Source organism: Paraburkholderia translucens, assembly GCF_020881035.1.
GTDB lineage: Bacteria > Pseudomonadota > Gammaproteobacteria > Burkholderiales > Burkholderiaceae > Paraburkholderia > Paraburkholderia translucens.
The window spans coordinates 55,960-78,699 of the sequence record NZ_JAJITC010000007.1 but is presented as its reverse complement, the minus strand read 5'-3'; the positions used below and the strand labels follow the sequence as shown (position 1 = coordinate 78,699).

At 63.5% G+C, this 22,740-nt stretch carries 23 protein-coding genes; 17 read left to right on the top strand and 6 right to left on the bottom strand.

Annotated elements, in window-relative coordinates; all coding sequences use genetic code 11:
• Window positions 1–248 precede the first annotated feature (248 nt).
• The 5 genes from LJ655_RS14755 to LJ655_RS14735 all read left to right on the top strand — a co-directional run bounded on the left by LJ655_RS14755 (window position 249) and on the right by LJ655_RS14735 (window position 5,254).
• Window positions 249–1,133 carry a LysR substrate-binding domain-containing protein gene (locus LJ655_RS14755; RefSeq protein WP_230561991.1) on the top strand — a complete coding sequence of 295 codons (885 nt, stop codon included), beginning with the start codon at window positions 249–251 and terminating at the stop codon, window positions 1,131–1,133.
• Between the two features lie 93 nt (window positions 1,134–1,226).
• Window positions 1,227–1,976 (top strand): SDR family NAD(P)-dependent oxidoreductase, encoded by a 750-nt coding sequence (locus LJ655_RS14750; RefSeq protein WP_230561990.1) that lies wholly within the window; start codon window positions 1,227–1,229, stop codon window positions 1,974–1,976.
• 71 nt (window positions 1,977–2,047) lie between these two features.
• Complete coding sequence (locus tag LJ655_RS14745; RefSeq protein ID WP_230561989.1) at window positions 2,048–3,376, top strand: MFS transporter; 1,329 nt, start codon at window positions 2,048–2,050, stop codon at window positions 3,374–3,376.
• A gap of 37 nt (window positions 3,377–3,413) precedes the next feature.
• A complete protein-coding gene (locus tag LJ655_RS14740) occupies window positions 3,414–4,259 on the top strand; it encodes a transketolase (RefSeq protein WP_230561988.1) in 846 nt (281 codons plus the stop codon).
• Window positions 4,256–5,254: a transketolase family protein gene (locus LJ655_RS14735; RefSeq protein ID WP_230561987.1), complete on the top strand. Its 999-nt coding sequence runs from the start codon at window positions 4,256–4,258 to the stop codon at window positions 5,252–5,254. The genes LJ655_RS14740 and LJ655_RS14735 overlap by 4 nt, the downstream gene beginning before the upstream one ends.
• A gap of 155 nt (window positions 5,255–5,409) precedes the next feature.
• Here the strand turns inward: LJ655_RS14735 and LJ655_RS14730 are convergent, their stop codons facing one another.
• On the bottom strand, window positions 5,410–6,186 hold the full coding sequence (locus tag LJ655_RS14730; protein WP_230562236.1) for an SDR family NAD(P)-dependent oxidoreductase: 777 nt from the start codon (window positions 6,184–6,186) through the stop codon (window positions 5,410–5,412).
• Between the two features lie 287 nt (window positions 6,187–6,473).
• Between LJ655_RS14730 and LJ655_RS14725 the strand changes: the two genes are divergently transcribed.
• Window positions 6,474–7,223 (top strand): AraC family transcriptional regulator, encoded by a 750-nt coding sequence (locus LJ655_RS14725; RefSeq protein ID WP_230561986.1) that lies wholly within the window; start codon window positions 6,474–6,476, stop codon window positions 7,221–7,223.
• Between the two features lie 100 nt (window positions 7,224–7,323).
• On the opposite strand, the gene LJ655_RS14720 is transcribed toward LJ655_RS14725, so the two are convergent.
• A complete protein-coding gene (locus tag LJ655_RS14720; RefSeq protein ID WP_230561985.1) occupies window positions 7,324–8,265 on the bottom strand; it encodes a LysR family transcriptional regulator in 942 nt (313 codons plus the stop codon).
• A 116-nt stretch (window positions 8,266–8,381) separates the two neighbouring features.
• Here LJ655_RS14720 and LJ655_RS14715 point away from each other — a divergent pair, with 116 nt between their 5' ends.
• The 8 genes from LJ655_RS14715 to LJ655_RS14680 all read left to right on the top strand — a co-directional run bounded on the left by LJ655_RS14715 (window position 8,382) and on the right by LJ655_RS14680 (window position 15,733).
• Window positions 8,382–9,179, top strand: coding sequence for an alpha/beta fold hydrolase (locus LJ655_RS14715; RefSeq protein ID WP_230561984.1), 798 nt, complete (start codon window positions 8,382–8,384; stop codon window positions 9,177–9,179).
• Window positions 9,180–9,422: 243 nt separating this feature from the next.
• The gene (locus tag LJ655_RS14710) at window positions 9,423–10,445 is read left to right on the top strand and encodes an AAA family ATPase (RefSeq protein WP_230561983.1); all 1,023 of its coding nucleotides are present in this window, start codon (window positions 9,423–9,425) and stop codon (window positions 10,443–10,445) included.
• Window positions 10,446–10,462: 17 nt separating this feature from the next.
• The gene (locus tag LJ655_RS14705; protein WP_230561982.1) at window positions 10,463–11,386 is read left to right on the top strand and encodes a DUF58 domain-containing protein; all 924 of its coding nucleotides are present in this window, start codon (window positions 10,463–10,465) and stop codon (window positions 11,384–11,386) included.
• A complete protein-coding gene (locus LJ655_RS14700) occupies window positions 11,383–12,354 on the top strand; it encodes a calcium incorporation protein MxaA (protein WP_230561981.1) in 972 nt (323 codons plus the stop codon). The genes LJ655_RS14705 and LJ655_RS14700 overlap by 4 nt, the downstream gene beginning before the upstream one ends.
• A complete protein-coding gene (locus tag LJ655_RS14695; protein ID WP_230561980.1) occupies window positions 12,351–13,337 on the top strand; it encodes a vWA domain-containing protein in 987 nt (328 codons plus the stop codon). The genes LJ655_RS14700 and LJ655_RS14695 overlap by 4 nt, the downstream gene beginning before the upstream one ends.
• Entirely contained in the window at window positions 13,334–13,888 is a 555-nt protein-coding gene (locus LJ655_RS14690; protein WP_230561979.1) for a tetratricopeptide repeat protein, read from the top strand. Before LJ655_RS14695 ends, LJ655_RS14690 begins: the two co-directional genes overlap by 4 nt.
• Window positions 13,885–14,880 (top strand): vWA domain-containing protein, encoded by a 996-nt coding sequence (locus LJ655_RS14685; protein WP_230561978.1) that lies wholly within the window; start codon window positions 13,885–13,887, stop codon window positions 14,878–14,880. The genes LJ655_RS14690 and LJ655_RS14685 overlap by 4 nt, the downstream gene beginning before the upstream one ends.
• Window positions 14,881–15,169: 289 nt before the next feature.
• Window positions 15,170–15,733: a hypothetical protein gene (locus LJ655_RS14680; protein WP_230561977.1), complete on the top strand. Its 564-nt coding sequence runs from the start codon at window positions 15,170–15,172 to the stop codon at window positions 15,731–15,733.
• Window positions 15,734–15,774: 41 nt separating this feature from the next.
• Here LJ655_RS14680 and LJ655_RS14675 read toward each other — a convergent pair whose 3' ends face one another.
• On the bottom strand, window positions 15,775–16,749 hold the full coding sequence (locus LJ655_RS14675; protein ID WP_230561976.1) for a GlxA family transcriptional regulator: 975 nt from the start codon (window positions 16,747–16,749) through the stop codon (window positions 15,775–15,777).
• Between the two features lie 150 nt (window positions 16,750–16,899).
• On the opposite strand from LJ655_RS14675, the gene LJ655_RS14670 reads away from it, so the two are divergent.
• The 3 genes from LJ655_RS14670 (at window position 16,900) to LJ655_RS14660 (ending at window position 19,692) form a co-directional block, all read left to right on the top strand.
• Window positions 16,900–17,583 carry a DJ-1/PfpI family protein gene (locus LJ655_RS14670; RefSeq protein WP_230561975.1) on the top strand — a complete coding sequence of 228 codons (684 nt, stop codon included), beginning with the start codon at window positions 16,900–16,902 and terminating at the stop codon, window positions 17,581–17,583.
• Window positions 17,584–17,697: 114 nt separating this feature from the next.
• Entirely contained in the window at window positions 17,698–18,138 is a 441-nt protein-coding gene (locus LJ655_RS14665) for a zinc-finger-containing protein (protein WP_230561974.1), read from the top strand.
• 282 nt (window positions 18,139–18,420) lie between these two features.
• Complete coding sequence (locus LJ655_RS14660) at window positions 18,421–19,692, top strand: phytanoyl-CoA dioxygenase family protein (RefSeq protein WP_230561973.1); 1,272 nt, start codon at window positions 18,421–18,423, stop codon at window positions 19,690–19,692.
• 107 nt (window positions 19,693–19,799) lie between these two features.
• Here the strand turns inward: LJ655_RS14660 and LJ655_RS14655 are convergent, their stop codons facing one another.
• From LJ655_RS14655 to LJ655_RS14645, 3 genes are read right to left on the bottom strand one after another with little or no spacing between them, the layout of a single operon-like run.
• The gene (locus tag LJ655_RS14655; RefSeq protein WP_230561972.1) at window positions 19,800–20,537 is read right to left on the bottom strand and encodes an ABC transporter ATP-binding protein; all 738 of its coding nucleotides are present in this window, start codon (window positions 20,535–20,537) and stop codon (window positions 19,800–19,802) included.
• Window positions 20,534–21,397 carry an ABC transporter permease gene (locus LJ655_RS14650; RefSeq protein ID WP_230562235.1) on the bottom strand — a complete coding sequence of 288 codons (864 nt, stop codon included), beginning with the start codon at window positions 21,395–21,397 and terminating at the stop codon, window positions 20,534–20,536. The genes LJ655_RS14655 and LJ655_RS14650 overlap by 4 nt, the downstream gene beginning before the upstream one ends.
• A 28-nt stretch (window positions 21,398–21,425) precedes the next feature.
• Window positions 21,426–22,499 carry an aliphatic sulfonate ABC transporter substrate-binding protein gene (locus tag LJ655_RS14645; protein WP_230561971.1) on the bottom strand — a complete coding sequence of 358 codons (1,074 nt, stop codon included), beginning with the start codon at window positions 22,497–22,499 and terminating at the stop codon, window positions 21,426–21,428.
• Window positions 22,500–22,740 lie beyond the last annotated feature (241 nt).

The window sequence follows — 22,740 nt, the reverse complement described above, 5'->3', positions numbered from 1 at the left end:
TTGCTCGTCAGGTGACGAAAAGCGATCGCGCGTCTTGAGGGAAAGCCGGATAATGCATGTCTGTCTGCTGCGCAGTTTTGCACCGCGCCAAGTTGGTATGGGGTTGGAAGCTGAGACTCTCAACCTGCCGTACCGCGGTTGCCGTCGTATCGGCTGTGTGCACGCTGTGCGGGTTGTCGACAGAACGGCAGTGCTGATGTCGCGCGAATAAGCCGGTTTCATTCAACCGCAACTCAAAAAATTTCACGATGCGTATTCCTCCGCTCAAGTCCATCATTGCGTTCGAGAGTGTCGCCAGAACCAAAAGCGTGAATCGCGCAGCGGAAGAACTGGGTCTGACGGCGTCGGCCGTGAGCCATCAGCTCAGCAATCTCGAATCGATCGTCGGGCAGCCGTTGTTCCAGCGGTCCGGGCGTGGTCTCGTGTTGACGCCCACTGGCGAGCGCTACCTTTCCGACGTGACCGGATCACTTGCGGATCTGAGCCGCGCGACCGAGCGCGCGTCGAGCCGCACGGAGGTTGACATCTTGCGGGTGCATTCGAGTCCGAGCTTTGGACTCATGTGGCTACTTCCCCGGTTATCGTCATTTCAGAAAGCTAATGGCGATATTCAGCTCAATCTGGCCTGTTCATACGAGAACGTCTCTTTTTCGAACGGCTACTACGACATCGACATCAGGCACGGCTACGGCAACTGGGACAATCTGGAAGTGAAAACGGTGCGCGGCGAATTCATTGCGCCGATTGCTTCGCCGGCCTATCTCGAGCGTCATCCCGTCGAAACCCCGGAAGACCTGCTGGCGCATCGTCTGATCTATTCAGAGACGCCACTCGTCCAATGGAAGCAATGGTTCGGCAGAACAGGCGTATCCGCGAAGCAGAAGACGTTCGATTTTTCGTTCGACCGCTCCTACATGTCGATCGAAACGGCGGCACTCGGCCTCGGCATCGCACTCGAGAGCCTTACGCTCGCATCGGTGAAAATCAGGGACGGTCTGCTGGTGCCTGTTTTCGACGAGACGTATTCCGTTGAAGTAGGCGCACATCATCTGGTTTACCCGATGCAAAACGCCGAATTGCCGCGCGTCGAACGCTTTATCGCATGGATCGAGCAGGAGGCGGCGTCCACCTGAATTTTTCTCAGCCATTGTTGAACGTTTCTGCGTTGATGCCGTTGCCCTGTCCGTCGACACTACAGGCACCAATCAACACTCAGGAGACAAGCAATGCTGCTCGAGAACAAGATTGTCGTAGTGACGGGCGCGGCATCGCCCCGTGGCATCGGCAAAGCGACCGCAAAGGCGCTGGCCGCAGAGGGCGCGCGTGTCGTGATCCTCGACCTGCGCAAGGAAGACGCGCAAGCTGCCGCGGCCGATCTCGGCCCTGAACATCTCGGCCTCGCCTGCGATGTCACCGACAAAGACGCTTGTGTAGCCGCTGCGCATGCGACGCTCGAACGGTACGGCCGCATCGACGGACTCATCAACAATGCGGGCATCACGCAGCCGGTCCGCACGCTCGAAATCGGCGGCAAAGATTTCGACGCAATCGTCGACGTCAATCTGCGCGGCTCCCTCTATATGTCGCAGGCGGTGATTCCCGCAATGAAGGCGCAAAACGGCGGCAGCATCGTTTGCATGTCGTCCGTTTCCGCGCAACGCGGCGGCGGCATCTTCGGCGGGCCGCACTACAGCGCCGCCAAAGCGGGTGTGCTCGGGCTCGCAAAAGCCATGGCGCGCGAGTTCGGCGCGGATCGCATCCGTGTCAACTCCATCACGCCTGGACTCATTCAGACGGACATTACGGGCGACAAACTGACGCCCGACATGCGCGCCGACATTATCAAGGGCATCCCCCTGGGGCGGCTCGGTGACGCCGCTGATGTCGCGAACGCCTGCCTCTTTCTGGTCAGTGATCTTTCGACCTACCTGACGGGCATCACACTCGACGTGAACGGCGGCATGCTGATTCACTAACGACAGCGCCGCGCGTGCGCGGCATCCCGATGCGCCCGGGACCAACCGGGGCCGTGGCAGGAGACAGACACATGAAATCCAGATACAGCGCACCGGCCGTTGCGGCCGATGCGATCCCGCGCGTCGACTCGCCGACATTCGAGGCCAAAACCTACGCGAAAGTCAGCCGCCGCTTGATTCCGTTTCTTATGCTGTGCTACCTGGGCGCGTATCTCGATCGCGTCAACGTGGGCTTTGCGAAACTGCAGATGCTCAGCGATCTGCGCTTCAGCGAGACCGTCTACGGCGTGGGCGCAGGCATCTTCTTTCTCGGCTACTTTCTGTTCGAAGTGCCAAGCAATCTCATTCTTCACAGGGTCGGAGCACGCAAGTGGCTTGCGCGGATCATGCTTACGTGGGCGGCTATCTCCGCGAGCTTCGTGTTCGTCAAATCGCCCACCGTCTTTTACATGCTGCGGTTTTTGCTCGGGGTGGCCGAAGCGGGATTTGCGCCGGGCGTGATCCTGTACCTGACCTACTGGTTTCCCTCGGCGCGCCGCGCAAAAGCGTTGTCTCTGTTCTTCATGGCGATTCCGCTGGCAGGCATCATTGGCGGCCCTCTGTCGGGTGCGATCATGCATTCGCTCCAAGGCGCAATGTCGATGGCGGGATGGAAGTGGCTGTTCCTGCTCGAAGCCGTGCCATCCCTCGTGCTTGGCATCGCGATCCTGCTGTACCTCGATGACAGCATCGTCAAGGCAAAGTGGCTCACCGACTCCGAAAAGGCACTCCTCGCCCGCAATGTCGCTGGAGACAATGCGCACAAGACGGCTCACGTCTCGATCAGGGCGTTCATCGGCGACCGCCGCCTTTGGCTGATGGCCGCGATCTACTTCTGCGTCGTGCTCGGCCAGTATGGTCTGACCTTCTGGCTGCCCACTATCGTGCGCAAAGCAGGTGTATCGGACCCATTGTGGGTCGGCATTTTCACCGCGATTCCATACCTGTGCGCGCTCATCGCGCTGCCGCTGATCGGCATGAGCGCAGACCGCCGACGTGAACGCCGCTTCCACCTCGCAATTCCGATGCTGATTGCAGCAGCGGGATTCGCGGCCTTGCCTGCGCTGGGCAGCGTCCCGGCATCGATTACCTGCCTGAGTGTTGCTGCCGCAGGCATCCTCGCATCGTCTTCGCAGTTCTGGTCGTTGCCGACTTCACTGCTTGGCGGAATATCGGCCGCTGCGGGCATCGCCGCTGTGAACTGTTTCGCCAATCTGGCTGGATTTTTCTCGCCCGCCATCGTCGGCTGGCTAAACGATCTGACTGGCAAATCGACTGCGGGCCTCATCTTTATCTCCGCGGCGGTGACGCTGGGTGCCGCGCTCGTGTTCCTCGTCCCGGCCAGGTCCGTCAACCGCTGACGGTTTCAGGATTCTCTCGATATTAAAGGAGCAGTACATGGACACCGAAATCATTACCGAGGACGTCTCGCTCGCTGAGCGCGCGTACCGGATCAGGAGAAACGCGCTGCTGATGGGCGAAGTACAGGGCCAGGGCTATATTGGCCAGGCGCTCGACATCGCGGACGTACTTGCCGTGGCGTACTTTGGCGCAATGCGTTACCGCCCGCACGATCCCGAATGGGAAGATCGCGACCGCTTCCTGCTGTCCAATGGTCACTATGCGATTGCGCTTTATGCCGCGCTGTTCGAAGCCGGCATCCTGCCCGCAGAAGAACTTGAAACCTACGGCAGCGATGACAGCCGTCTGCCCATGTCCGGCATGGCAAGCTATACACCGGGGATGGAGATGTCGGGTGGCTCCCTCGGCCACGGCCTGACGATTGCCGTGGGCCGCTGCCTCGGGCTCAAGCGCAGAGGGTCGAGCGCGTTCGTCTATACGCTCTTCTCCGATGGGGAACTCGACGAAGGCGCGATCTGGGAAGGCCTGATGTCCGCTGCGCACTGGAAGCTCGACAACCTGATCGCGATGGTCGATGTAAACAACCAGCAGGCCGACGGTCCGTCCACGCAAATCATGGCGTTCGAGCCGCTCGTCGAGAAACTCGAGGCATTCGGCTCGTATACGCAGCGTGTGAACGGCAACGACATCGATGCCGTGAAGGTGGCTTTCGATAACGCCCGCAATCACGACAAACCGCAACCGCGCATCATCGTATGCGATACGAAGATGGGCTGCGGCGTGCCGTTCCTCGAACACCGCGAAAAGAACCACTTTATCCGCGTCGATGCGCACGAGTGGCAACTCGCGCTCGAAGCACTTGAAGCAGGGAGAACAGCATGAACACAGTTGAGAAAAAGCCGCGCCTGAAAACATCGGCGATGATCGCGTCGATCGCCGGAGAGGGCCAGATTACACGTTCCGCGCCGTTCGGCCACGCGCTTGCCGAACTCGCACGCACAAAGACCGGCGTGATCGGTATGACAGCAGACCTCGGCAAATACACCGATCTGCACATCTTCGCGAAGGAATTCCCCGAGCGCTATTACCAGATGGGCATGGCCGAACAGTTGCTGATGGGCGCCGCGGCAGGCTTCGCGCATGAAGGCGCACAGCCGTTCGTGACAACCTATGCGGTGTTCGCCACGCGCCGCGCCTATGACTTTATCCATCAGGCAATCGCTGAGGACAACCTCGACGTGAAAATTGTGGCAGCACTGCCAGGTCTCACGACAGGCTATGGCCCGAGCCACCAGGCTGCCGAAGACCTCGCGCTGATGCGCGCGATGCCGAACATGACGGTGATCGATCCGTGCGACGCGCTCGACATCGAGCAGATGGTGCCGGCCATCGCCGCACACCAAGGCCCCGTCTACGCGCGCCTGTTACGCGGCAACGTGCCCGCCGTTCTCGACGAATACGACTACAAGTTCGAACTCGGGAAGGCGAAGCTGCTGCGCGACGGCAACGACGTGCTGCTAATCTCATCCGGGATCATGACGATGCGCTCCCTGGAAGTCGCGAGAGCGCTGGAGGCGGACAACGTCGGCGTAGGTGTACTGCACGTGCCGACCATCAAACCGCTCGATACCGCCACGATCCTGCACGAAGCGAAGCGCAACGGCCGCATGGTGATCGCCGCGGAAAACCATACGGTTATAGGTGGACTCGGCGAAGCCGTGGCACGCACGCTGCTCGGCGCGGGCGTGACGCCGCCGTTCCGGCAGATCGCACTGCCTGACGAGTTTCTCGACGCGGGCGCGTTGCCAACGCTGCACGACCGCTACGGGATTTCGACGGGGAAGATGGCCGCGTCTATCAAAACATGGCTCGTCTGACCGTTCAGATGACTGGCTGAATCCTAACGATCTACCTAACGTGACAGCTGCTGCCAAGAACGGCCGCATCACGGCGCGAGGCGGCCGTTCGCTTCGGATGCCGATGGTGCTGTCGCCTACCCGATGCTTGGGATTGGACGTAACGACGCCGCGCATCAAATGTGGATACCCCCTGCGACCTCGATGCGCTGCGCATTGACCCATCCGAACTCATCCGAAAGCAGCCCGGCAATGACGGGACCGACGTCCTGAGGAAGGCCGGCACGGCCGAGCGCCGTGTGGTCGGCGACCGTCTTGTTGACCTGCGGATTGTCGCGGACGATACCGCCGCTGAAATCAGTGGCGATCGCACCGGGTGCGACAACATTGACTGCGATGCGGCGCGGTCCCAACTCGAGCGCCATGTAACGCGTGAGTGCTTCGACGGCGGCCTTCATCGGACCGTAGACCGCTCTGTTAGGGAAGGCGAATCGGGCAAGCCCGGACGAGACGTTCACAATCCGTCCACCGTCGCGGATGAGCGGAAGCAGCTTCTGCGACAGCAGAAAGACCCCCTTGAAATGCACGGCGAATTGAGCGTCGAGCTCGTCTTCCGTACCCTCGGTGAAGCTGGCGGTGGACGAGATGCCGGCGTTGTTGACCAGAAAGTCGAAGCGTTCGGCGCCCATCGTGCCGAGTGCTTCGCGTACGCGCGCAACGAAGCCGTCGAATGAACTGGCTACGCCAGTGTCGAGTTCAAGCGCGATGCCGGGCGCACCCGCCTCGGTCGTCAAGGCAACAACCGACTCCGCTTCTGCCCGGTTCGACTTGAATGTGAAAATCGTGCGCACGCCTCGCGCCGCAAGTCGCAACACGGTATCGCGACCAATACCGCGGCTTCCGCCGGTGACGATCGCTACCTTGTTGGCAACGTCCTGGGTGGTTCGTGACATGTTTTCCTCTCGCAACATGGTGGGTATGAACCGATTGTATGGAGGTGAGGGCGACATGTTGAATGCCGGAACCGGGCTGGTTTTTGCCTAATCGTGCTCCGGCGGAGTATGCTCGACCGAGTTCATTGGAAAGTGCCGAACCTATGTCCGATCCGTTGGCCGAAGCGATTCTGCGTTATACCTTGCGTCAGCCGGGCCCGAGTCCATACGCGACGGCAATCGACGGCGTCCACATCCTGCGTTCTGACAATCCCAAGCCACCGTCCTAGCGACTCGCGAGCCCGTCCATGTGTATCGTCGTTCAAGGCGCAAAGTGGGCGACATTCGGTGGAAGTCGACTTGAATACAGGGCGGGCCAGGCCCTCGTCGTCGGTGTGGAGGCGCCTTCGCTCGGGCGCGTCTTCGAAGCGCGGCCTGACCGGCCCTGCCTCGTACTGATTGTCGAACTCGATCTGAGCATGATGCGCAGTGTCGTCGAACAGATGGCAAGTCCGCCCCAAGCCGTTGTGGGGAACTGCCGCGGTGTTTTCGTGACCGATTTCGATGGGCCGCTAGCGGACTGCGCCCTGCGACTCGTTCGTCTGCTCGACACGCCAAACGCGATCCCGCCGATCGCGCCTCTGGTAATCCGCGAGATGTGCTACTGGCTTCTCGCTGGTCCTCATGGCGGTGAAATGGCGAGATTCGCCCTCGCAGACAGTCCATCCCAGCGTGTCATGCAAGCAATCCGATCCCTGCGGCAGCGCTATGCCGACCCTGTCCACGTCGACGAACTCGCTTCGGTCGCGCAACTTAGTCGCTCCGCTTTTCACCGCCAGTTCAAGGCACTGACTTCGCTGACACCTGTTCAGTATCAGAAGCAGCTTCGTCTTCTCGAGGCCCGACGGTTGATGTTGTCGCACTCGATAGGGGTCGAAGCGGCCGCATTTGCAGTCGGCTACGAAAGCGCATCGCAATTCAGTCGCGAATATGCGCGCATGTTTGGTGCGCCACCCAAGCGGGATACGAAGCATATAAGGGCGAGGCTCGAGGCGTGATAAACACATGATGCGCATGTCAACGGCTTGGGTTCACCCTTCGCACGGATCGAGACTCGACACTGTGAAACAACCGGGCGCACAGCACCATCGAAGCCTGTCACGTTCCAGCCGTTGCGTGTACGGGTGACATCTCCTTGCGATCCCAAGGCGGTTCATCGCCGAACGTTTCGGCGAGGTAATCGATAAACCGGCGCACTTTGAGCGGTATGCGCCGCGCGCTCGGATAAACCGCCTGAATCGTCAGGTCAGCGGCGCGATAGGCCGGCAGCAGCTCCACAAGTTCGCCGCGCCGGATGTGCGCGCCGAACACGAAGGTCGGGCCGTACACAATGCCCGCTCCGGCAATAGCGGCGGCGAGCAGCATCTGGGTATTGTTGGCCGTCATCCGGCAGGGTCCGTCGATGACGTGCGCGCGGTTCTTGCGGTCGCGGAATGTCCAGTCTCCGGCCGACACGGCCTCGCTGAAAGCCAGTCGTTGCGCGCTCAGCAATTCCTCCGGCTTGCGCGGCGTTCCGTGGCGCTCGAGGTAGGCGGGAGAAGCACACACGACCATTCGGCACGGCGCGAGCTTGCGCGTCACAAGTCCGGGATCCTCCAGCCGTCCGATCCGGATTGCGACGTCAACGCCTGCATCGATGAGATCGACATAGCGGTCTGCGAGCTGCACTTCCACGTTGACCTGCGGATGGTCCTCCATGTAGCGCGCCACGACCTCGCCCAGGTGCATCGCACCGAACGTGACGGGCGCCGCGATGCGCAACACGCCGCGCGCCGTGCCTTGCGAATCGCTCGCTTCCCGCTTCGCTTCGTCGAAGGCTTCCAGAATCCGCTTGCAGCGCTCGTAGTAAGTCTGGCCGGTATCGGTCAGACTCAAACGCCGCGTGGTGCGGTGGAGTAGCCGTGCATTCAGTTCGGCCTCGATGGCACTCACGTGCTTGCCGGCCATCGCTGCCGACAGCCCGAAGCGGCGCGCCGCCGCGGCGAGGCTGCCTTCCTCCACAGCGGCGACGAATACGCCGAGGCTCGTCAGTCGGTCCATGTTGCCCTCCGATTCGATAATCAGATTATCGACTGAACAAACTGGTCCGGCAATTATCAAGCTGGGGAATCGAATCTACTATGCGGGTAATCAGCCAACGGACAAGGAGCGCAAAAATGGTAATCGAGTCGAACGGCACGCGGATTCACGTCACGCAGCGGGGCAATGGCGAGTTGACGCTGGTGTTCCTCCACTACTACGGCGGCTCGGCGCGCACGTGGGACGCGGTAGCCGACCAACTGGCCGACCGGTATCGGATCGTCGCCACCGATCACCGCGGCTGGGGCGACTCCGAGGCGCCCGCCGACGGCTACCGCATTGCCGATCTCGCGGCCGACGCCGAAGGCGTTATCGAAGCACTGGGGCTGCGGCGCTACGTTCTGATCGGTCATTCGATGGGCGGGAAGGTCGCTCAACTAATCGCATCGCGCCGGCCGGACGGCCTCGAAGGTCTTGTGCTCGTCGCGCCGTCGCCGCCGTCGCCGATGCTCCTTTCCGACGCCGAACGTGCGACGTTGACCGGCGCCTATCAAACGCGCGAATCGGTGGAATTCGTCATCGATCACGTATTGACCGCGAGACCGCTCGACGCCGCTCGCCGCGAGCAGGTCATCGAAGACAGTCTGCGGGGCGCGCCGCAGGCCAAGGCGGGCTGGCCTGACGTGGCCATGCGCGAAGACATTACAGCGGCGGCGGCGTCGGTCGACGCGCCGACCATCGTCATCTCCGGCGAGCTCGACCAGGTGGATCGCGTCGCAACACTGCAGGCAGAGCTGTTGCCGCGCATCCCGCATGCGGCGATGCACGTCCTGCCCGCAACGGGACACTTGTCGCCGCTGGAGGCGCCGGCCGAGGTGGCGCGGCTCATCGCGCGATTCGTCGCTACGATCGAAACGAAGCGCGCCGTGTCCTGACGAACCCGGCCGGATGTGGCGGACAGGCCTCGGTGCGCAGGCGGCCGACACTGCCGATGGCACAGTGTGTACCCGGCGATCGTGACAGGCTGACAACTTTTCGCATTCGATTTAACTCGTCCGTCCCGTGAGCACGATCGGCATAAACCGTGCTTGAACGGAAGGCTGGCGAGTCTCGAAGCGCGTCGACATTCGAGCGTCGCGCAATAGCACGCCGGCCACCACGAAAAGGGGATTGCACCGATGATTTCTGGCGAACAGCTTCAGGACTGGCGCTCTCACGCGCAGCAGATCGAAGACGAAGTCGCGAGAGTCGTCGTGGGCGAGCAGCAAACGCTCAGGCTCATCAACATCGCGTTGTTCGCCCGTGGCCATGTACTGCTCGAAGGCGGCGTCGGCGTCGGCAAGACGACCGTGTTGCGTGCGTTCGCGCGCGTGGTCGGCGGCGCTTTCGAGCGCGTCGAGGGCACGATCGATCTGATGCCGGGCGATCTCATCTATCACACCTACGTCGATGCCGACGGCAAGCCGCGCATCGAGCCGGGACCGCTGCTGCGGCACGGCGAGCAACTGACGACCTTCTTCTTCAACGAGATCAATCGCGCGCGTCCGCAGGTGCAATCGCTGCTGCTGCGCGCGATGGCCGAGCGTTCCGTCTGGGCGTTCGGCCGCGAGCACCGCTTTCCGCACATGACCGTGTTCGCCGACCGCAACAAGGTCGAGAAGGAAGAGACCTTCGAGCTTGCGTCGGCGGCGCGCGACCGCTTCCTGTTCGAACTGAACATGCCGACGCCCGCCGACGCCGGCGCGCGGCGCAGCCTCGTGTTCGACACGATGTTCCATGACGTCGACAGTCTGCTCGCGCGGCTGACGCCGTCGATCGTGCCGTGGGAACAGTTGAACCGGATCGGCGCGGCGATCCAGCAGGGCGTGCAGGCGAGCGGGACGATCGAGCGCTACGTGCTCGACATCTGGCACGCGACGGAAACGCCGCTGCAGTTCGGTATCGCGCTCGACGGCGTCGACATGCGGCAGCTGATTCTCGCGGGCGCGAGTCCGCGTGGCATGAGCGCGCTGCTGCGGGCCGCGCGCGTGGTCGCGTGGCTCGCGGGACGCACGCATCTGATACCGGAGGACATTCACGAAGTGCTGCTGCCGGCGCTGGGTCATCGCGTGTTCTTCACGCCGATCTATGAGCTGCGCCGCCAGGAACTGGCCGAAGCGCTGATCGCGCGGATCGTCGCGAACGTCGCCGTGCCTCGCTGAACGCGGCGCGCACCACGATGAACGGCCCCGCGGAATTCCACTACCGTCTGCCGATGCGCGCGGCCGGCGCGCGGCCCGGTTCCCATCCCGGCTCGAGCTTCGGGTCCGGTCAGCAGTTCGCCATGCACGGCCGCCTGTTCGACTATCCGGACCCGCGCCGGCTCGATCTGCGTGCGAGCTTGCGCGCGGCGCGCGGCGAGTGGCTCGTACGGGTGCATTTGCAGCGCGTCGCGGTGCCGGTGCTGGCGATCGTCGACGTGTCGGCGTCGATGCAGTTCGGCACGCAGCAAACGAAGCTGCAGGTCGCCGCCGATTTCGTCGAAGCGCTGGGCCGCAGCGCGTTCCGGGTCGGCGATCGGCTCGGCATGCTGGCCTTCGATCGCGGCGAACGCGACGATCTGTTCATGCCGGCGCGCACGGGACGGGGTACCGGCACGCTGCTCGCGAGCATGCTGCGTGAATGCGCGAGTGATGAGGCCGAACGCCGGGCCGCACCCGGGGCCGACGCCGGGGCCGTTCGTGCGGCCGGGAGTCAGGCCGACGGCGCTGGTGTCGAAGGATTGCGGCGCTGCGCGGTTCGGGTCGCCGGACGCCGCGCGCTCGTGTTCCTCGTGTCCGATTTCCACTGGCCGCTTGCGCAACTGCCACCGGTACTCGACATGCTGGTGCATGCGTGCGTGGTGCCGATGGTCGTGTGGGACGAGGCCGAGATCACGCCGCCGCGCCACGCGTCGCTGCTGGCCGTCAACGATGCGGAGTCCGGCGAGGAGCGCCGGGTGTGGCTTTCCCGCGGCACGCGCGAGCGCTGGCGCGCAGGCGTCGCGCGCCGTCGCGACGAACTCGCCGCGCTGTTCGGCGCGCGCGGCATCCGGCCGTTCTATCTCGAAGGCGGGTTCGATCCGCAAGCGCTGTCGCGCTACTTTCTGGAGATGACGGCATGAGCGCGCGCGGCGGCATCGCGCGGAGGGCGCACGTTTGCCGGGCGCCGCTGCGCCGGGCGACGCATCGCGCGCTGCTCGCGGCGGCGCTATACGGCGCCGCATGCGCGACGGCCAGCGCCGCTGTGGTGAGCGCGCTCGTTCAGGAGCCGCGCGCGTTCGGCTATGTGCTCGGTGACGTGCTGACGCAACGCGTACTGCTGGAGGCCAACGGCCGGGACGTCGGCGCGGTGACGCCGCCTTCGGTCGGACGCACGGGCGTGTGGCTCGAACGCCGGCCCGTGACGCTCGAAACCGATGCCAACGGCCGCAAGTGGATGGTGATCGCCTATCAGGTCGTCAACGCGCCGCAGACGCTCACGCAGATCACGTTGCCCGCGTTGACGTTGACCTCGGCGGCGGGCACGCAGTTGCAGGTCGCCGAATGGCCAGCGAGCATCGGACCGTTGACGCCGCAGAGCGCGTTCGCCACGGGGGATCTGCAGCCGCTGCGGCCCGATCGTCAGGTGCCGGTGTCCGGCACGGCGGGCTTGCGTCAGCAGATCGCATGGGCGCTCGGCCTGCTGCTCGCAACCCTCATCGCGTGGACGAGCTGGTGGTGGGCGCGCAACCGGCGCGAGTCGGCGCGGCTGCCGTTCGCGCGTGCATGGCGGCAGATGCAACGGCTGCCGGAGTCGCCAGCCGCTTCGTCGAGCGAGGCGTGGGTCTGCCTGCATCGCGCGCTCAACGAAACTGCCGGGCAGGTCGTGCATGCGACTTCGCTCCCGGCGTTGCTGGCGCGCGCGCCCTATCTTCAACCGCTGCGCGCGCAGCTCGAACGTTTCTATGAGGTGTCGTCCGAGCGGTTTTTCAGGCCCGCGCCGAATCCGGCCGCGAATGGTGACAAAAGCGCCGATGAGACCTCCGGCGAGTTTCCGCTGCACGCGCTGTGCCGCGCGCTGTATCGAGCCGAGAGGCGCCATCAGCGATGACCATGAACCTCGATTTCGACTTTCCGTGGATGCTGGTGCTGCTGCCGCTCGCCGCGCTGCCGCTGCTGCGGCGACGCAGCGATACGCTGGTGTTTTCGAGCGTCGCGTGGCTGCCCGCCGACGAGCTGGGGCGCGTGATCGGCTGGCTCACACGCGGCGGCGCGGCGCTGGCGATCGCGGCGATCGTCGTCGGGCTGGCGGGGCCGGGGCGCTCGCAGTTGCAGGTGCTGCGCACGGGCAGCGGCGCGCAGATCCTGATCCTGATGGACCGCAGCGCGAGCATGGACGAGCCGATGGGCAGCAAGGGCGTCGAGACGCCGCGCGGCGACTCCAAGAACCAGGTGGCGCGCGCCGCGTTGACGCGCTTCGTCGAGCAGCGGCCCAACGACCGGCTCGCGTTCATGATGTTCGGCACCAACCCCGTGCTGGCGATGCCGTTCACCTACAACCATCGCGTCATCGAGGCCGGAGTTGCGGCCACGGCCATCGGCCGCGGCATGCCGGACACCGAGCTCGATCGCGGCATGCTCGCGGCGATCGCGCAGTTCGACGGAAGCCTGTCGTCGGGGCGGCGCGCGATCGTGCTGGTCTCGGATGGCGGCGCGCTGCTCGACGAAACGATGCGACAGCGCATCCAGACGGGACTGCAGCGCAACCAGATCGCGCTCTACTTCATCTACTTGCGCAGCAGCGTGTACAGCCCCGATCTGAACGCGACGCTGCCCGCCAGCGAATCCTCGGCCGAGGCGCAACTGCATCGTTTCTTTCTGTCGCTCGAGACGCCTTACCGGTTGTTTCAGGCCGAAGACCCGAAGGCAATGATGGCCGCGATCGCCGAAATCAACCGGCAGCAGAATGCATCGACGACCTTCATCGAGCATCTGCCTCGCCAGGACCTGAGCCGGTACTGCTTCGCGCTCGCGTTGTTCTGTGCGGCGCTGCTCGTGCTGCTGTACCTGTTGCAGGTCAGGAGTTGGGCATGAGGCGCGCGCTCATCCACGCCCTGTTCGGAACGGTCGCGATCTGCAGCGCTGCCTGGGCCGCGTATGGCTTCGTACGTTTGCAGCAAACGGAGCGGGTCGAGCAGGCCATTCTCGCGGCGAGCGCGCCCAACGCCGCTGCGCGCGACGCGCATGGCGGCGGCGAGGCGCGCGAGGTTCAACTGGCCCGCGCGATAGCGCTGTCGAAAGCGGGCGCCTATGACGCGGCGGCGCGGCTCTACAACGGCCTGATCCCCGAGGGCGGGCCGCCCGACGAGGTCGGCCGCGCGGCGCTGTTCGATCTCGGCAACCTGTACCTGCGCGAAGGCGCCGGCGCGACCGCGCAGGCGGTCCAGTCTCTCGCGATGATCGGCGAGGCCAAGGCGCGCTACCGCCTCGCGCTGCGCGCGGCGCCCGACGATTGGGATGCGCGCTACAACCTCGAACGCGCGCTGTGGCTCGCGCCGGAAACGCAGTCCGTGCTCGCCGGGCCCGATGTGAAAGAGCAGCACAATGTCAAACTGCGCGACCCGCTGAGCCAGGACCTGCCATGAGCGGCGACTCGCAAGCGCGCGGCTTGTCCCGCTTGCGTCAATGGTTGACGCCGCTCGCGTTCGCCGCGCTGATCGCGGCGGTCGCGATGCCGGAACTCACGCTGCCGCGCAACACGTTCAACTACATCGTGACGTTCGATATCACGCAGAGCATGGACGTCGAGGACGTGGTCCAGGGCGGCGCCCCGGTCAGCCGGCTCAAATTCGCCCAGGCGGCGATGCGCGAGGCGCTCGGACGCTTGCCGTGCGGCTCGAAGGTGGGCTGGAGCGTGTTCACGGGGCAACGGGTGTTGCTGCTGATGTCGCCGGTCGAGGTTTGCGGCAACTACGACGCGCTGCTGGTGTCGCTCGACGGCATCGACGGGCGCATGCGCTGGACCAACTGGAGCCGCATCGCCGAAGGTGGCGTCTATTCGGCCGTGCGCGTTGCGCAGCAGGTGGGCGGGGGCGCGGCCATCGCGTTCGTCACCGATGGGCAAGAGGCGCCGCCGGTGTCGCCAGCGCGCGCGCTGCTGGAAGGCATCAACGCCGCGCGGGTCAGGGGCTGGCTGATCGGCGTGGGCGGCGACCAGCCAGCCGCCATTCCGAAGAGCGACGCGGAAGGCAACCGGATCGGCTACTGGCAAGCCGATGAGGTGATCCAGACGCCGCCGGTGCCGGGTTCCGCCGTCGTGGCGACAATGCACGAGGAATTGTCGGAACTGAGAGGTGAGTATCTGGCGTCGGTGGCGGGGCAGACTGGCCTCGATTATCGGCGCCTGCTGAGCGCGACTTCGTTCGGCGATGCGCTGCTCGATCCGCGCTTCGCTCGCCGCGAACCCGTGCCGACCGATCTGCGCTGGTGTCCGGCGCTGCTCGCCTTGCTGCTGCTCGTCGCGCGCTTCACGCCCGATGCCGTTCTCGCAGGGCTGCGCGGTTGCCGAAAGCGCATTCGGACGATCGTTTCTCTCGTTGCGCGGTCATTCAACGGGCGGCAGACACAGGTGGACTGATTGCCGCGAGTGGCCGGCTTGCCGGGCTTGCGCCGGTCGCTTTTGCCGGATATTCGATCGGTGAGAGCGCATTCAGCAATCATTCCCGCCCATTCCGCATCAACTCGCTTCAACGTTGAGCCGCGAAGATGCACGCGCTCGCGCATCACGCGAGATAGCTCACACATTGACCTACCAGTTCGAAAATGACTGACTACAATGTCTGAATGCAAGCGACGCTACTAGGCGTCCGGTGCGAGTCGGGCGCTGAGTCATGTGACGTTTCAACTCCTTCACGGGAGGCATGCCAATGACGTGCCGAATCGAAAGGATTGTCGGAGCGCTATTCGTCGTGATGAGCAGCTACGCGTATGCGGGCGGCCCTTTCGGCGATGCGCCCGAAAAGATGATGGTCGCCAACATCGTGGCATCACCTGTCGAAGTGGTGCCACCGATTCCCGAGCCGCGGCACTATCTCGAGCAGCAGCAGCGCTATGCCATGGAGTATCGGCGGGACCAGGGCAAGCCGTTCTATGCGCAAATTGAGAATTTTTATAGCGTGGATGTGACGCGCGATGTGCGGCCCGGCACGTCGAAGTCGCTGGCCTCGGCCGGACCGCAGTTCGCACCGGTGTCCGAATCGGATGCACAGGCCGCCGCGCGGGATGCTTCGAATCCTCTGCATCTGGGGCCGTCCACGGGACCGCAATTGTCGCTCGTCCAGATGAACGGCTCAGTGCTGTCGATTGGCCAGTCACCGCAGCGACGCCTGTCGTTGACGGTCAACGACTGGGTGTTCTCCGGTACTGCGCGCGTCGCGATTCTGCATTCACACGATACGGGCGCGACGCTCATCGTCAAACATGGCTTTTGAGTGATGCCGGGCGGGCGCGCCTGGCGCAACAGTCGCGCGCGCTACGTCGAAGAAAAGCGCTCGCGATACACCTGCGGCGCCACGCGCAGTTGGCGCACGAAGCTGCAACGCATCGTTTCCTCGCTGCCGAATCCGCATCGCGCCGCGATCCGCTTGATCGACCAGGATGTTTCGCTCAGCAAACGCTGTGCCGCTTCGACGCGCAACTGCTCGACCGCGCGGGCCGGCGTGCGGCCCGTTTGCGCCTTGTAGTGACGCATGAAGCTGCGCTCGCTCATATGAAGCCGTTGCGCGAGCGCGGGGACCGACAGATCAGATGCGAGATGCGATGACATCCATGCATGCAATTCGCCGAAGCGGTCGTCGGCATCTTGCAACGACAGCATTGCGCTGAACTGCGACTGACCACCCGGCCGCTTCAGAAACACGACAAGCTCGCGCGCGACGTCGAGTGCCAATGCGCGTCCGTGATCTTCTTCGAGCATGGCAAGTGCGAGGTCGATGCCGGCGGTGACGCCCGCCGATGTCCAGATCGCGCCGTCGCGAATGAAGATCGGATCGGCTTCGACGCGCAGTTGCGGATATGCCTGCGCGAGTTCTTCGCAACGCCCCCAATGCGTGGCGACGCGCCGTCCGTCGAGCAATCCCGCCTCGGCGAGCAGGAACGCGCCCGAGCAGACCGAGGCGACGCGTCTGCAACACGGCGCCTGACGCTGTGTCCAGCGGATCAGACGCGGGTCGGCCGAGGCCTCGCGAATGCCCCAGCCGCCCGGAACGATCAGCGTATCGACCGGCCCTTTCGCGGAGCGCAGCGAACCGGCAAGCACCGCGACTCCCGACGAAGAGGTGACAGGCCCCGCTTCGGCCGCCACGACGCGTGGTGCGTAAAGTTTGTCGAGCCCGCGCTGCGCGACGAGTTCATTGGCGGACGCAAAGACCTGGAGCGGACCGCTGACATCGAGCAGTTGCATGTTGGGGAAACCGAGTAGCACGATGGAGCGGAGAGCGGTGGACATGTGGCGGGTCATTGGAGCTGAAGGCGAACCTGGCAGAAACCAAGGGCTGAATGGCAGTCTTGCCAAAGATTACCCGCATAGAATCGATCCGTCCACCTGGAAGAACTGGCAGATTGCGTGTTTCGATTTCTTCTTCGATAAGGTATCCCTATGAACCTGAAAATCGGTTTTCTGGTGTTTCCGCAAGTACAGCAACTCGATCTGACCGGTCCGCATGAGGTGCTCGCCTCGGTGCCGGGCGCCACGACGCATCTGATCTGGAAAACACTGGAGCCCGTGGTATCGAGCAACGGGCTCGTGCTGACGCCGAACACGACGTTCGAAGACTGCCCGCCGCTCGACGTGATCTGTGTGCCGGGCGGAAGCGGCGTGACCGATCTGCTGCAGGACGCGCAAGCAATCGGCTTCGTTCGCCAACAGGCCGCGAGCGCGCGCTACGTGACCTCGGTCTGCACCGGCGCGCTGCTGCTTGGTGCGGCCGGTCTGCTGCGCGGGCGGCGCGCGACGACGCACTGGGCCTTCCACTCGTTGCTGGAACCGCTCGGCGCGATACCGACGCGCGCGCGCGTGGTGCGCGACGGCAATCTGATTACAGGCGGCGGCGTGACAGCGGGCATCGACTTCGGGCTGACGGTGGCGGCCGAACTCGCGGGCATCGAAGAGGCGCAAGCAATCCAGCTCGAACTCGAATACGCCCCCGCGCCGCCGTTCGATGCGGGCGATCCGGAGTCAGCGCCGCAAGCGGTGGTGGAACTGGTCCGGCGACGCTCGGCTGAAGGGTTGGCGACGCGACAGCGGGTGGTGACGGAGATTGCGCAGGCGCAGGCTACGTAATTCTCGCGCCTTGCATGGGGACGCGGGCGATCCATTAAACTATCTGGCTCCGCCCGTTCTCGTTAGCCGGACAGATGCGATGAAGCACGACGAAATTGCCCCGGAGCACTCCCCGTGCGCATAGGCAAGCCCATCAAGGCATTGCCGCAGCCGTCCTGCGACTACTGCGGCAACCGCGCGTTGCTCGCGCACTTCGGAGAGGACGGCTACCCGTATCGCAGCGATCAGGGGCCGCTGTGGATCTGCACTGCATGTCAGGCGTGGATCGGCGTGTATTCGCGCAGCAAGCGCAACGTGCCACTCGGGCGTCTCGCTGACGCGACGTTGCGCGAGGCGAAGAGCAGGCTGCACGACGCGCTCGAACCGCTCGTTGCCGGGAAGGTGCGCCGCGATGGCGTCAACGCGTTCGAAGCCCGCGCGAAAGCGATCCGATGGGTCGCGACCGAGCTTGGCTTCGATCCCATTCCGGCGAGTATTCACGCGTTCACGCCCGAGCAGTGCGAGCAGGCGTTGCGTTATGTCGAGGCTTTCGTCGAGGCTCGGCGGGTGAGATAGCGCGATACTCCGAGGCGATTCGCTTCGCTTCATTACTCATTGATCATGAATGTGCGATGTCGGCCCGGCGACAACAGGCAACGAATTGCTAATTCATCCCATCCTTTACATTTTGCAAGGTGTGTTTCGATCACAGACAGGACGGCGTGAGCAGTATTGGAGTGTTGTCATTGGTGGCCAATTTCTTGGCGGAATCGGTCAGGCGCAACACAGACGTAATTGTTTGGCCTAGGTTGGATGGGCGTGCGAGCGACTATCACCGTCGTTGCAATCGTCGTACAGATGACCGAGGAATATCGCGCCACGGATGCAGAACTTGAACGGCCCCTTGGAAAGGTCGCTTTCATTGACCCGGATCATGAGTTTGGGACATCAGTGGGGAAGAACACGGCGAAGTTGCTGAAGAGGACTACCTTGAATTCATGGCGACAGGTCGATTCACCGCCGAATGGAGCCATGAACAAGTCGAACAAATTTTCTGATGAAGTCCGGGAACGCGCAGTCCGTGGGCAAGCCAACGTATTCCCAACGTTCCCGCCTGCCGCTCTAGCTGGTACTTTGAGGCCCATTATGTACAAAATCCTTAGTCCGATCGGAACCGAAATTGAAATTCCAGAAAATGCGGCTCAAAACTCGACCACGTTCGATTTGACCGATCTCCCAGCCGCAAAGCGATACTACGAAGAAAATGGCTATGTCGTCGTGCGCGGAGTGGTGGATCAGGCTCTGTGCGATTCCATCAGGAGTGCGTTCGAGAAAACCGTTAAGCCCTATCCGGGCTACATATACCGGCAGGCAACAGCGAATCCGGAGAAGAATAGAATTAACGAGTACGGCTTCGTGATGAATTCGCTGCTCAATCTTCAGTCGCTCAATGACGTGGAGTTCGCGCCGCTCAAGAAGCTGGCAATAAAAACGTTTTCGAGTACTCCCGTCAAGGACATTACCCGGGAAATCTTCGCGGAAGACGGAAAGCTAGTACAAAGCATGTACTTTGAAGGGAACTCGGAAACGTGGCCACATCAGGACACGTATTACCTCGACAGCGAAAGGATCGGCACGATGTTAGCGTGCTGGTACGCCCTCGAGGATATTGACGCAGGGGCGGGACGTTTCTTCGTAGTGCCGCGTAGCCATCGCATCGACATGGTGAAGAACGGAAAGAACTTCGACGTTGCGTTCAATCATGGCCAATACAAGGAGTTGGTAAAGAAAATCCTCTCCGAACAACAGCTCGAATTCCGCGCGCCATTCCTGCAAAAGGGCGACGTGCTTATCTGGAATGCGAAGACGATTCACGGCAGCCTGCGCACGACACGGCCGCAATTTTCTCGCAGTTCTCTGACGTCGCATTTCATCCCGGCTTCTCACCGGTTCCTGCAATTCCAGTCGAAGATCAAGCCACTGAATCTGCGCGAGTTCGACGGTATGTTGTTCCATTGCCCGAAGGACATGGAGCGGCTGTCCAGTCGGGTTGTGCTGGGCATCGAAACGACTTTCCCCAAGACGTTCCAGATGGCAAAAAAATTGGCCATCAAGGCCGTCGTGAAATGATGACCTCAAACGGATCATCGACCTGACGCAAGCACGACGCCGACCTACCGGGCAATCTGCCGAAGTGCCCGGTCCGTCCAGCGTTGGGTTCGTGAAGTAGCAGCCCGCTACATCTCCAGCAGCACGTCGCGCAGCGCATTCAACGACGCATCGCGCGGATTCCTCGGCCGCTGCAACGCGATCGGCAGCTCACGCGCGATGCGGCTCGGTCCGCCCGCGCCCGCCGGGGACAACAGGAGCACCCGATCGGACAGACTCAGCGCTTCGTCGAGATCGTGGGTGACGAGCAACACCGTCGTGCCGCGCGCCTGCTTCAACGTGAGCAGCAACTGTTGCAGGCGCGCGCGCGTGATCGCATCGACGGCGCTGAACGGTTCATCGTGCAGCAACAGTTCGGGCTCGTTGAAAAGGCCCCGCGCGAGCGCCACCCGCTGCGCCATGCCGCCGGACAACTGCTTGGGCAGTGCGTCGCGCACGCTCGCGAGACCCACCTCGGCGAGCAGCGCATCGACGCGCGGATCATTTCCCGCGTGCGGCCCGGCGGAAAACGCGATGTTGTCCGCGACGCTAAGCCAGGGTAGCAGGCGCGGCTCCTGGAAGATCATGCCGACGCGCGGCGACGGCGCGAGCAAGGGTGCGCCGTCTATCAACACGGAGCCTGTGACCGCGCGGTCGAGTCCCGCCACCGCGCGCAGCAGCGTGCTCTTGCCGCAGCCGCTAGGACCGACCAGACTGACGATCTCGCCGCGCGCGAGCGCGAACGAGACCTGTCCGAACACGTTGCGCTCGCCAAAGCGCCGAGTGAGTCCACGTACTTCGAGCAAGGGAGCGGGTGCCCGACTCATCGCGCAACCTCCGATCCCTCGTGCGCATCGCGCCACGACAGCGCGCGTAGCTCGATCGCTTTCAGCATGCCGTCGCTCAGTTTGCCGAGCAGCGCGAGCAGCAGGATCGCGCCGAACACCAGATCCGGGCGGCCGGTTTCGCGACCATCGCTGAGCAGATAGCCGAGCCCGCGCGTCGCCGCGATCAACTCGGCGGCCACCATGAACATCCACGCGAGGCTCAGTCCGGTGCGCAGTCCCGTGAAGATCTGCGGCATCGACGCGGGCAGCAGAATGCGTGTGAACAGCGCGCGTCGGCTCAGCCGGTTCAACTGGCCGAACTCGATCAGCTTGCGATCGACGCCGCGAATGCCGGCCACGACGCTCAGCTGCACCGGAAAAAATGCGCCGATCGCGATCAGCGTGATCTTCGGCGCTTCGTCGATGCCCATCCACAGCAGCAGGATCGGCACCCACGCCAGCGAGGGAATCGCGCGCAAGGCCTGGAACGCGGGATCGAGCAATGCTTCGACGCGCCGGCTGACGCCCATCGCCGCGCCGATCAGCAGCGCGAGTGCGGCACCGATCGCGAAACCGCCGTACACGCGGATCACGCTCGCGCCGATATGCCGCGCGAGCCGTTCGGCGCCGAGATCCCAGAGCGTCTGCGCGATAGCGCTCGGCGCGGGGACGAGATGCATCGGCAGTAACGACGTGCGTACCAGCACCTCGACGACGGCCAGAAACAGGACAGGCAGGGCAAGACCGGCATTGCGCCACAACCGCAACGGATCGTGCGGGCGCGGCTGCGCGAGTTCGCTGCACGACGGGCGCGGCGAACCGCGCCGAGCGAGCGTGAGTAGGGCTTTCGCGGTACTTATCGGCGGACTCGCGTCGATTGTGCGGGGTTCATTTGACGCCATTGCTCGCAGTCGCAATCACCGGTTGAGCGACGCTGGCGTCGACCAGCGCGTTGATGACCGCGTTCAGATCGGTGCCGTTCCTGACGAGCTGCTCGTCGACCAGAATCGGCGCGGCGGCCTTGAGCGCGGCAATCTGCCGGGCGCCCGGCTGCGGCTGGCTGAAATCGTTGCGGCTCAACTGCAGCTTCGCGACCGGTAGCGAAACTTTGGATTCTTCCGCGACGATTTTCGCGGTGTCGTCCGGATGGGCGGCGATCCAGACACGCGCTTTTTCATAGACCTTCAGCACGCGCGCGAGCGCGTCCGGATGGTCGCGGATGAAGTCTTCGCGTGCGTTCAGGAAGCCCCACGTATTGAAGTCGACGTTGCGATACAGCAGCCGCGCGCCGTCGTCGATCTGCGCGGCGGCCATGTGCGGATCGAGCCCGGCCCACGCGTCTACCTGGCCGTTGACAAGCGCGGTGCGGCCATCGGGATGCTGCAGGTTGACGATCTCGACGTCGTCGCGCGAGAGGCCCGCCGTATGGAGCGCGCGCAACGTGAAAAGGAACGGATCGGTGCCTTTGGTGGCTGCGATCTTTTTGCCCTTCAGATCGGCGAGTGTTTTAATCGGCGAATCCTTGCGCACGACGAGCGCGGTCCACTCCGGGCGCGAATAGATATACACCGCGCGAATCGGATTGCCGTTCGCCTTGCCGAGCACGGCGGCGAGTCCTGCCGTCGAGCCGATATCGATCGCGCCGCTGTTCAGGTACTCGAGCGCGCGATTGCTGCCGAGGCTCAGTACCCACTTCACCTGCGTGCGGTCGGCGGCGAATTCCCGTTCGAGCCAGCCATTGCGCTTGATCACGAGACTTTCGGGCGAATAGTACGCATAGTCGAGCTTGAGTTCGTCGAGCGGCGCGGCGTGGGCGGTGTGGGCCACGCTGAATGCGCCGAACAGGCCGAATGCGAGTGCGATCGTCTTCAGCCATGCGCGTCTGCCGCGCCTGGGTTCGCCGTCTGTCGGGATTGTGTTGGGCGCTGCCGCAGAGAATGAAAAGCCCCGGTGCGGTGTCATCGATTGTCCTTGAGGTCGCTTGTGGTGATCGTCCAATGTAACCAGAGCGCCGGCGCAAGCGAACCAACAAATGCTCAGATTCAAAGCAGATTTGGCGCTATGGCAGGCAGTAAGCCCGTACCACATATCTGATTCGACGCTTAGCTCGTGACGATTTGTTGGTTCGCCATTGCGGTGCGCATTGCTACAGTCTGCGCCACGCGGTTGTGATGCCGTCGTGAATCACGCCGCCCGTAAAACA

Excerpts from the sequence above, each read along its gene's own strand:
- LJ655_RS14755 (WP_230561991.1), top strand. The coding sequence starts at position 249 with ATGCGTATTCCTCCGCTCAAGTCCATCATTGCGTTCGAGAGTGTCGCC.
- LJ655_RS14750 (WP_230561990.1), top strand. The coding sequence starts at position 1,227 with ATGCTGCTCGAGAACAAGATTGTCGTAGTGACGGGCGCGGCATCGCCC.
- LJ655_RS14745 (WP_230561989.1), top strand. The coding sequence starts at position 2,048 with ATGAAATCCAGATACAGCGCACCGGCCGTTGCGGCCGATGCGATCCCG.
- LJ655_RS14740 (WP_230561988.1), top strand. The coding sequence starts at position 3,414 with ATGGACACCGAAATCATTACCGAGGACGTCTCGCTCGCTGAGCGCGCG.
- LJ655_RS14735 (WP_230561987.1), top strand. The coding sequence starts at position 4,256 with ATGAACACAGTTGAGAAAAAGCCGCGCCTGAAAACATCGGCGATGATC.
- LJ655_RS14730 (WP_230562236.1), bottom strand. The coding sequence starts at position 6,186 with ATGTCACGAACCACCCAGGACGTTGCCAACAAGGTAGCGATCGTCACC.
- LJ655_RS14725 (WP_230561986.1), top strand. The coding sequence starts at position 6,474 with ATGTGTATCGTCGTTCAAGGCGCAAAGTGGGCGACATTCGGTGGAAGT.
- LJ655_RS14720 (WP_230561985.1), bottom strand. The coding sequence starts at position 8,265 with ATGGACCGACTGACGAGCCTCGGCGTATTCGTCGCCGCTGTGGAGGAA.
- LJ655_RS14715 (WP_230561984.1), top strand. The coding sequence starts at position 8,382 with ATGGTAATCGAGTCGAACGGCACGCGGATTCACGTCACGCAGCGGGGC.
- LJ655_RS14710 (WP_230561983.1), top strand. The coding sequence starts at position 9,423 with ATGATTTCTGGCGAACAGCTTCAGGACTGGCGCTCTCACGCGCAGCAG.
- LJ655_RS14705 (WP_230561982.1), top strand. The coding sequence starts at position 10,463 with ATGAACGGCCCCGCGGAATTCCACTACCGTCTGCCGATGCGCGCGGCC.
- LJ655_RS14700 (WP_230561981.1), top strand. The coding sequence starts at position 11,383 with ATGAGCGCGCGCGGCGGCATCGCGCGGAGGGCGCACGTTTGCCGGGCG.
- LJ655_RS14695 (WP_230561980.1), top strand. The coding sequence starts at position 12,351 with ATGACCATGAACCTCGATTTCGACTTTCCGTGGATGCTGGTGCTGCTG.
- LJ655_RS14690 (WP_230561979.1), top strand. The coding sequence starts at position 13,334 with ATGAGGCGCGCGCTCATCCACGCCCTGTTCGGAACGGTCGCGATCTGC.
- LJ655_RS14685 (WP_230561978.1), top strand. The coding sequence starts at position 13,885 with ATGAGCGGCGACTCGCAAGCGCGCGGCTTGTCCCGCTTGCGTCAATGG.
- LJ655_RS14680 (WP_230561977.1), top strand. The coding sequence starts at position 15,170 with ATGACGTGCCGAATCGAAAGGATTGTCGGAGCGCTATTCGTCGTGATG.
- LJ655_RS14675 (WP_230561976.1), bottom strand. The coding sequence starts at position 16,749 with ATGTCCACCGCTCTCCGCTCCATCGTGCTACTCGGTTTCCCCAACATG.
- LJ655_RS14670 (WP_230561975.1), top strand. The coding sequence starts at position 16,900 with ATGAACCTGAAAATCGGTTTTCTGGTGTTTCCGCAAGTACAGCAACTC.
- LJ655_RS14660 (WP_230561973.1), top strand. The coding sequence starts at position 18,421 with ATGACCGAGGAATATCGCGCCACGGATGCAGAACTTGAACGGCCCCTT.
- LJ655_RS14655 (WP_230561972.1), bottom strand. The coding sequence starts at position 20,537 with ATGAGTCGGGCACCCGCTCCCTTGCTCGAAGTACGTGGACTCACTCGG.
- LJ655_RS14645 (WP_230561971.1), bottom strand. The coding sequence starts at position 22,499 with ATGACACCGCACCGGGGCTTTTCATTCTCTGCGGCAGCGCCCAACACA.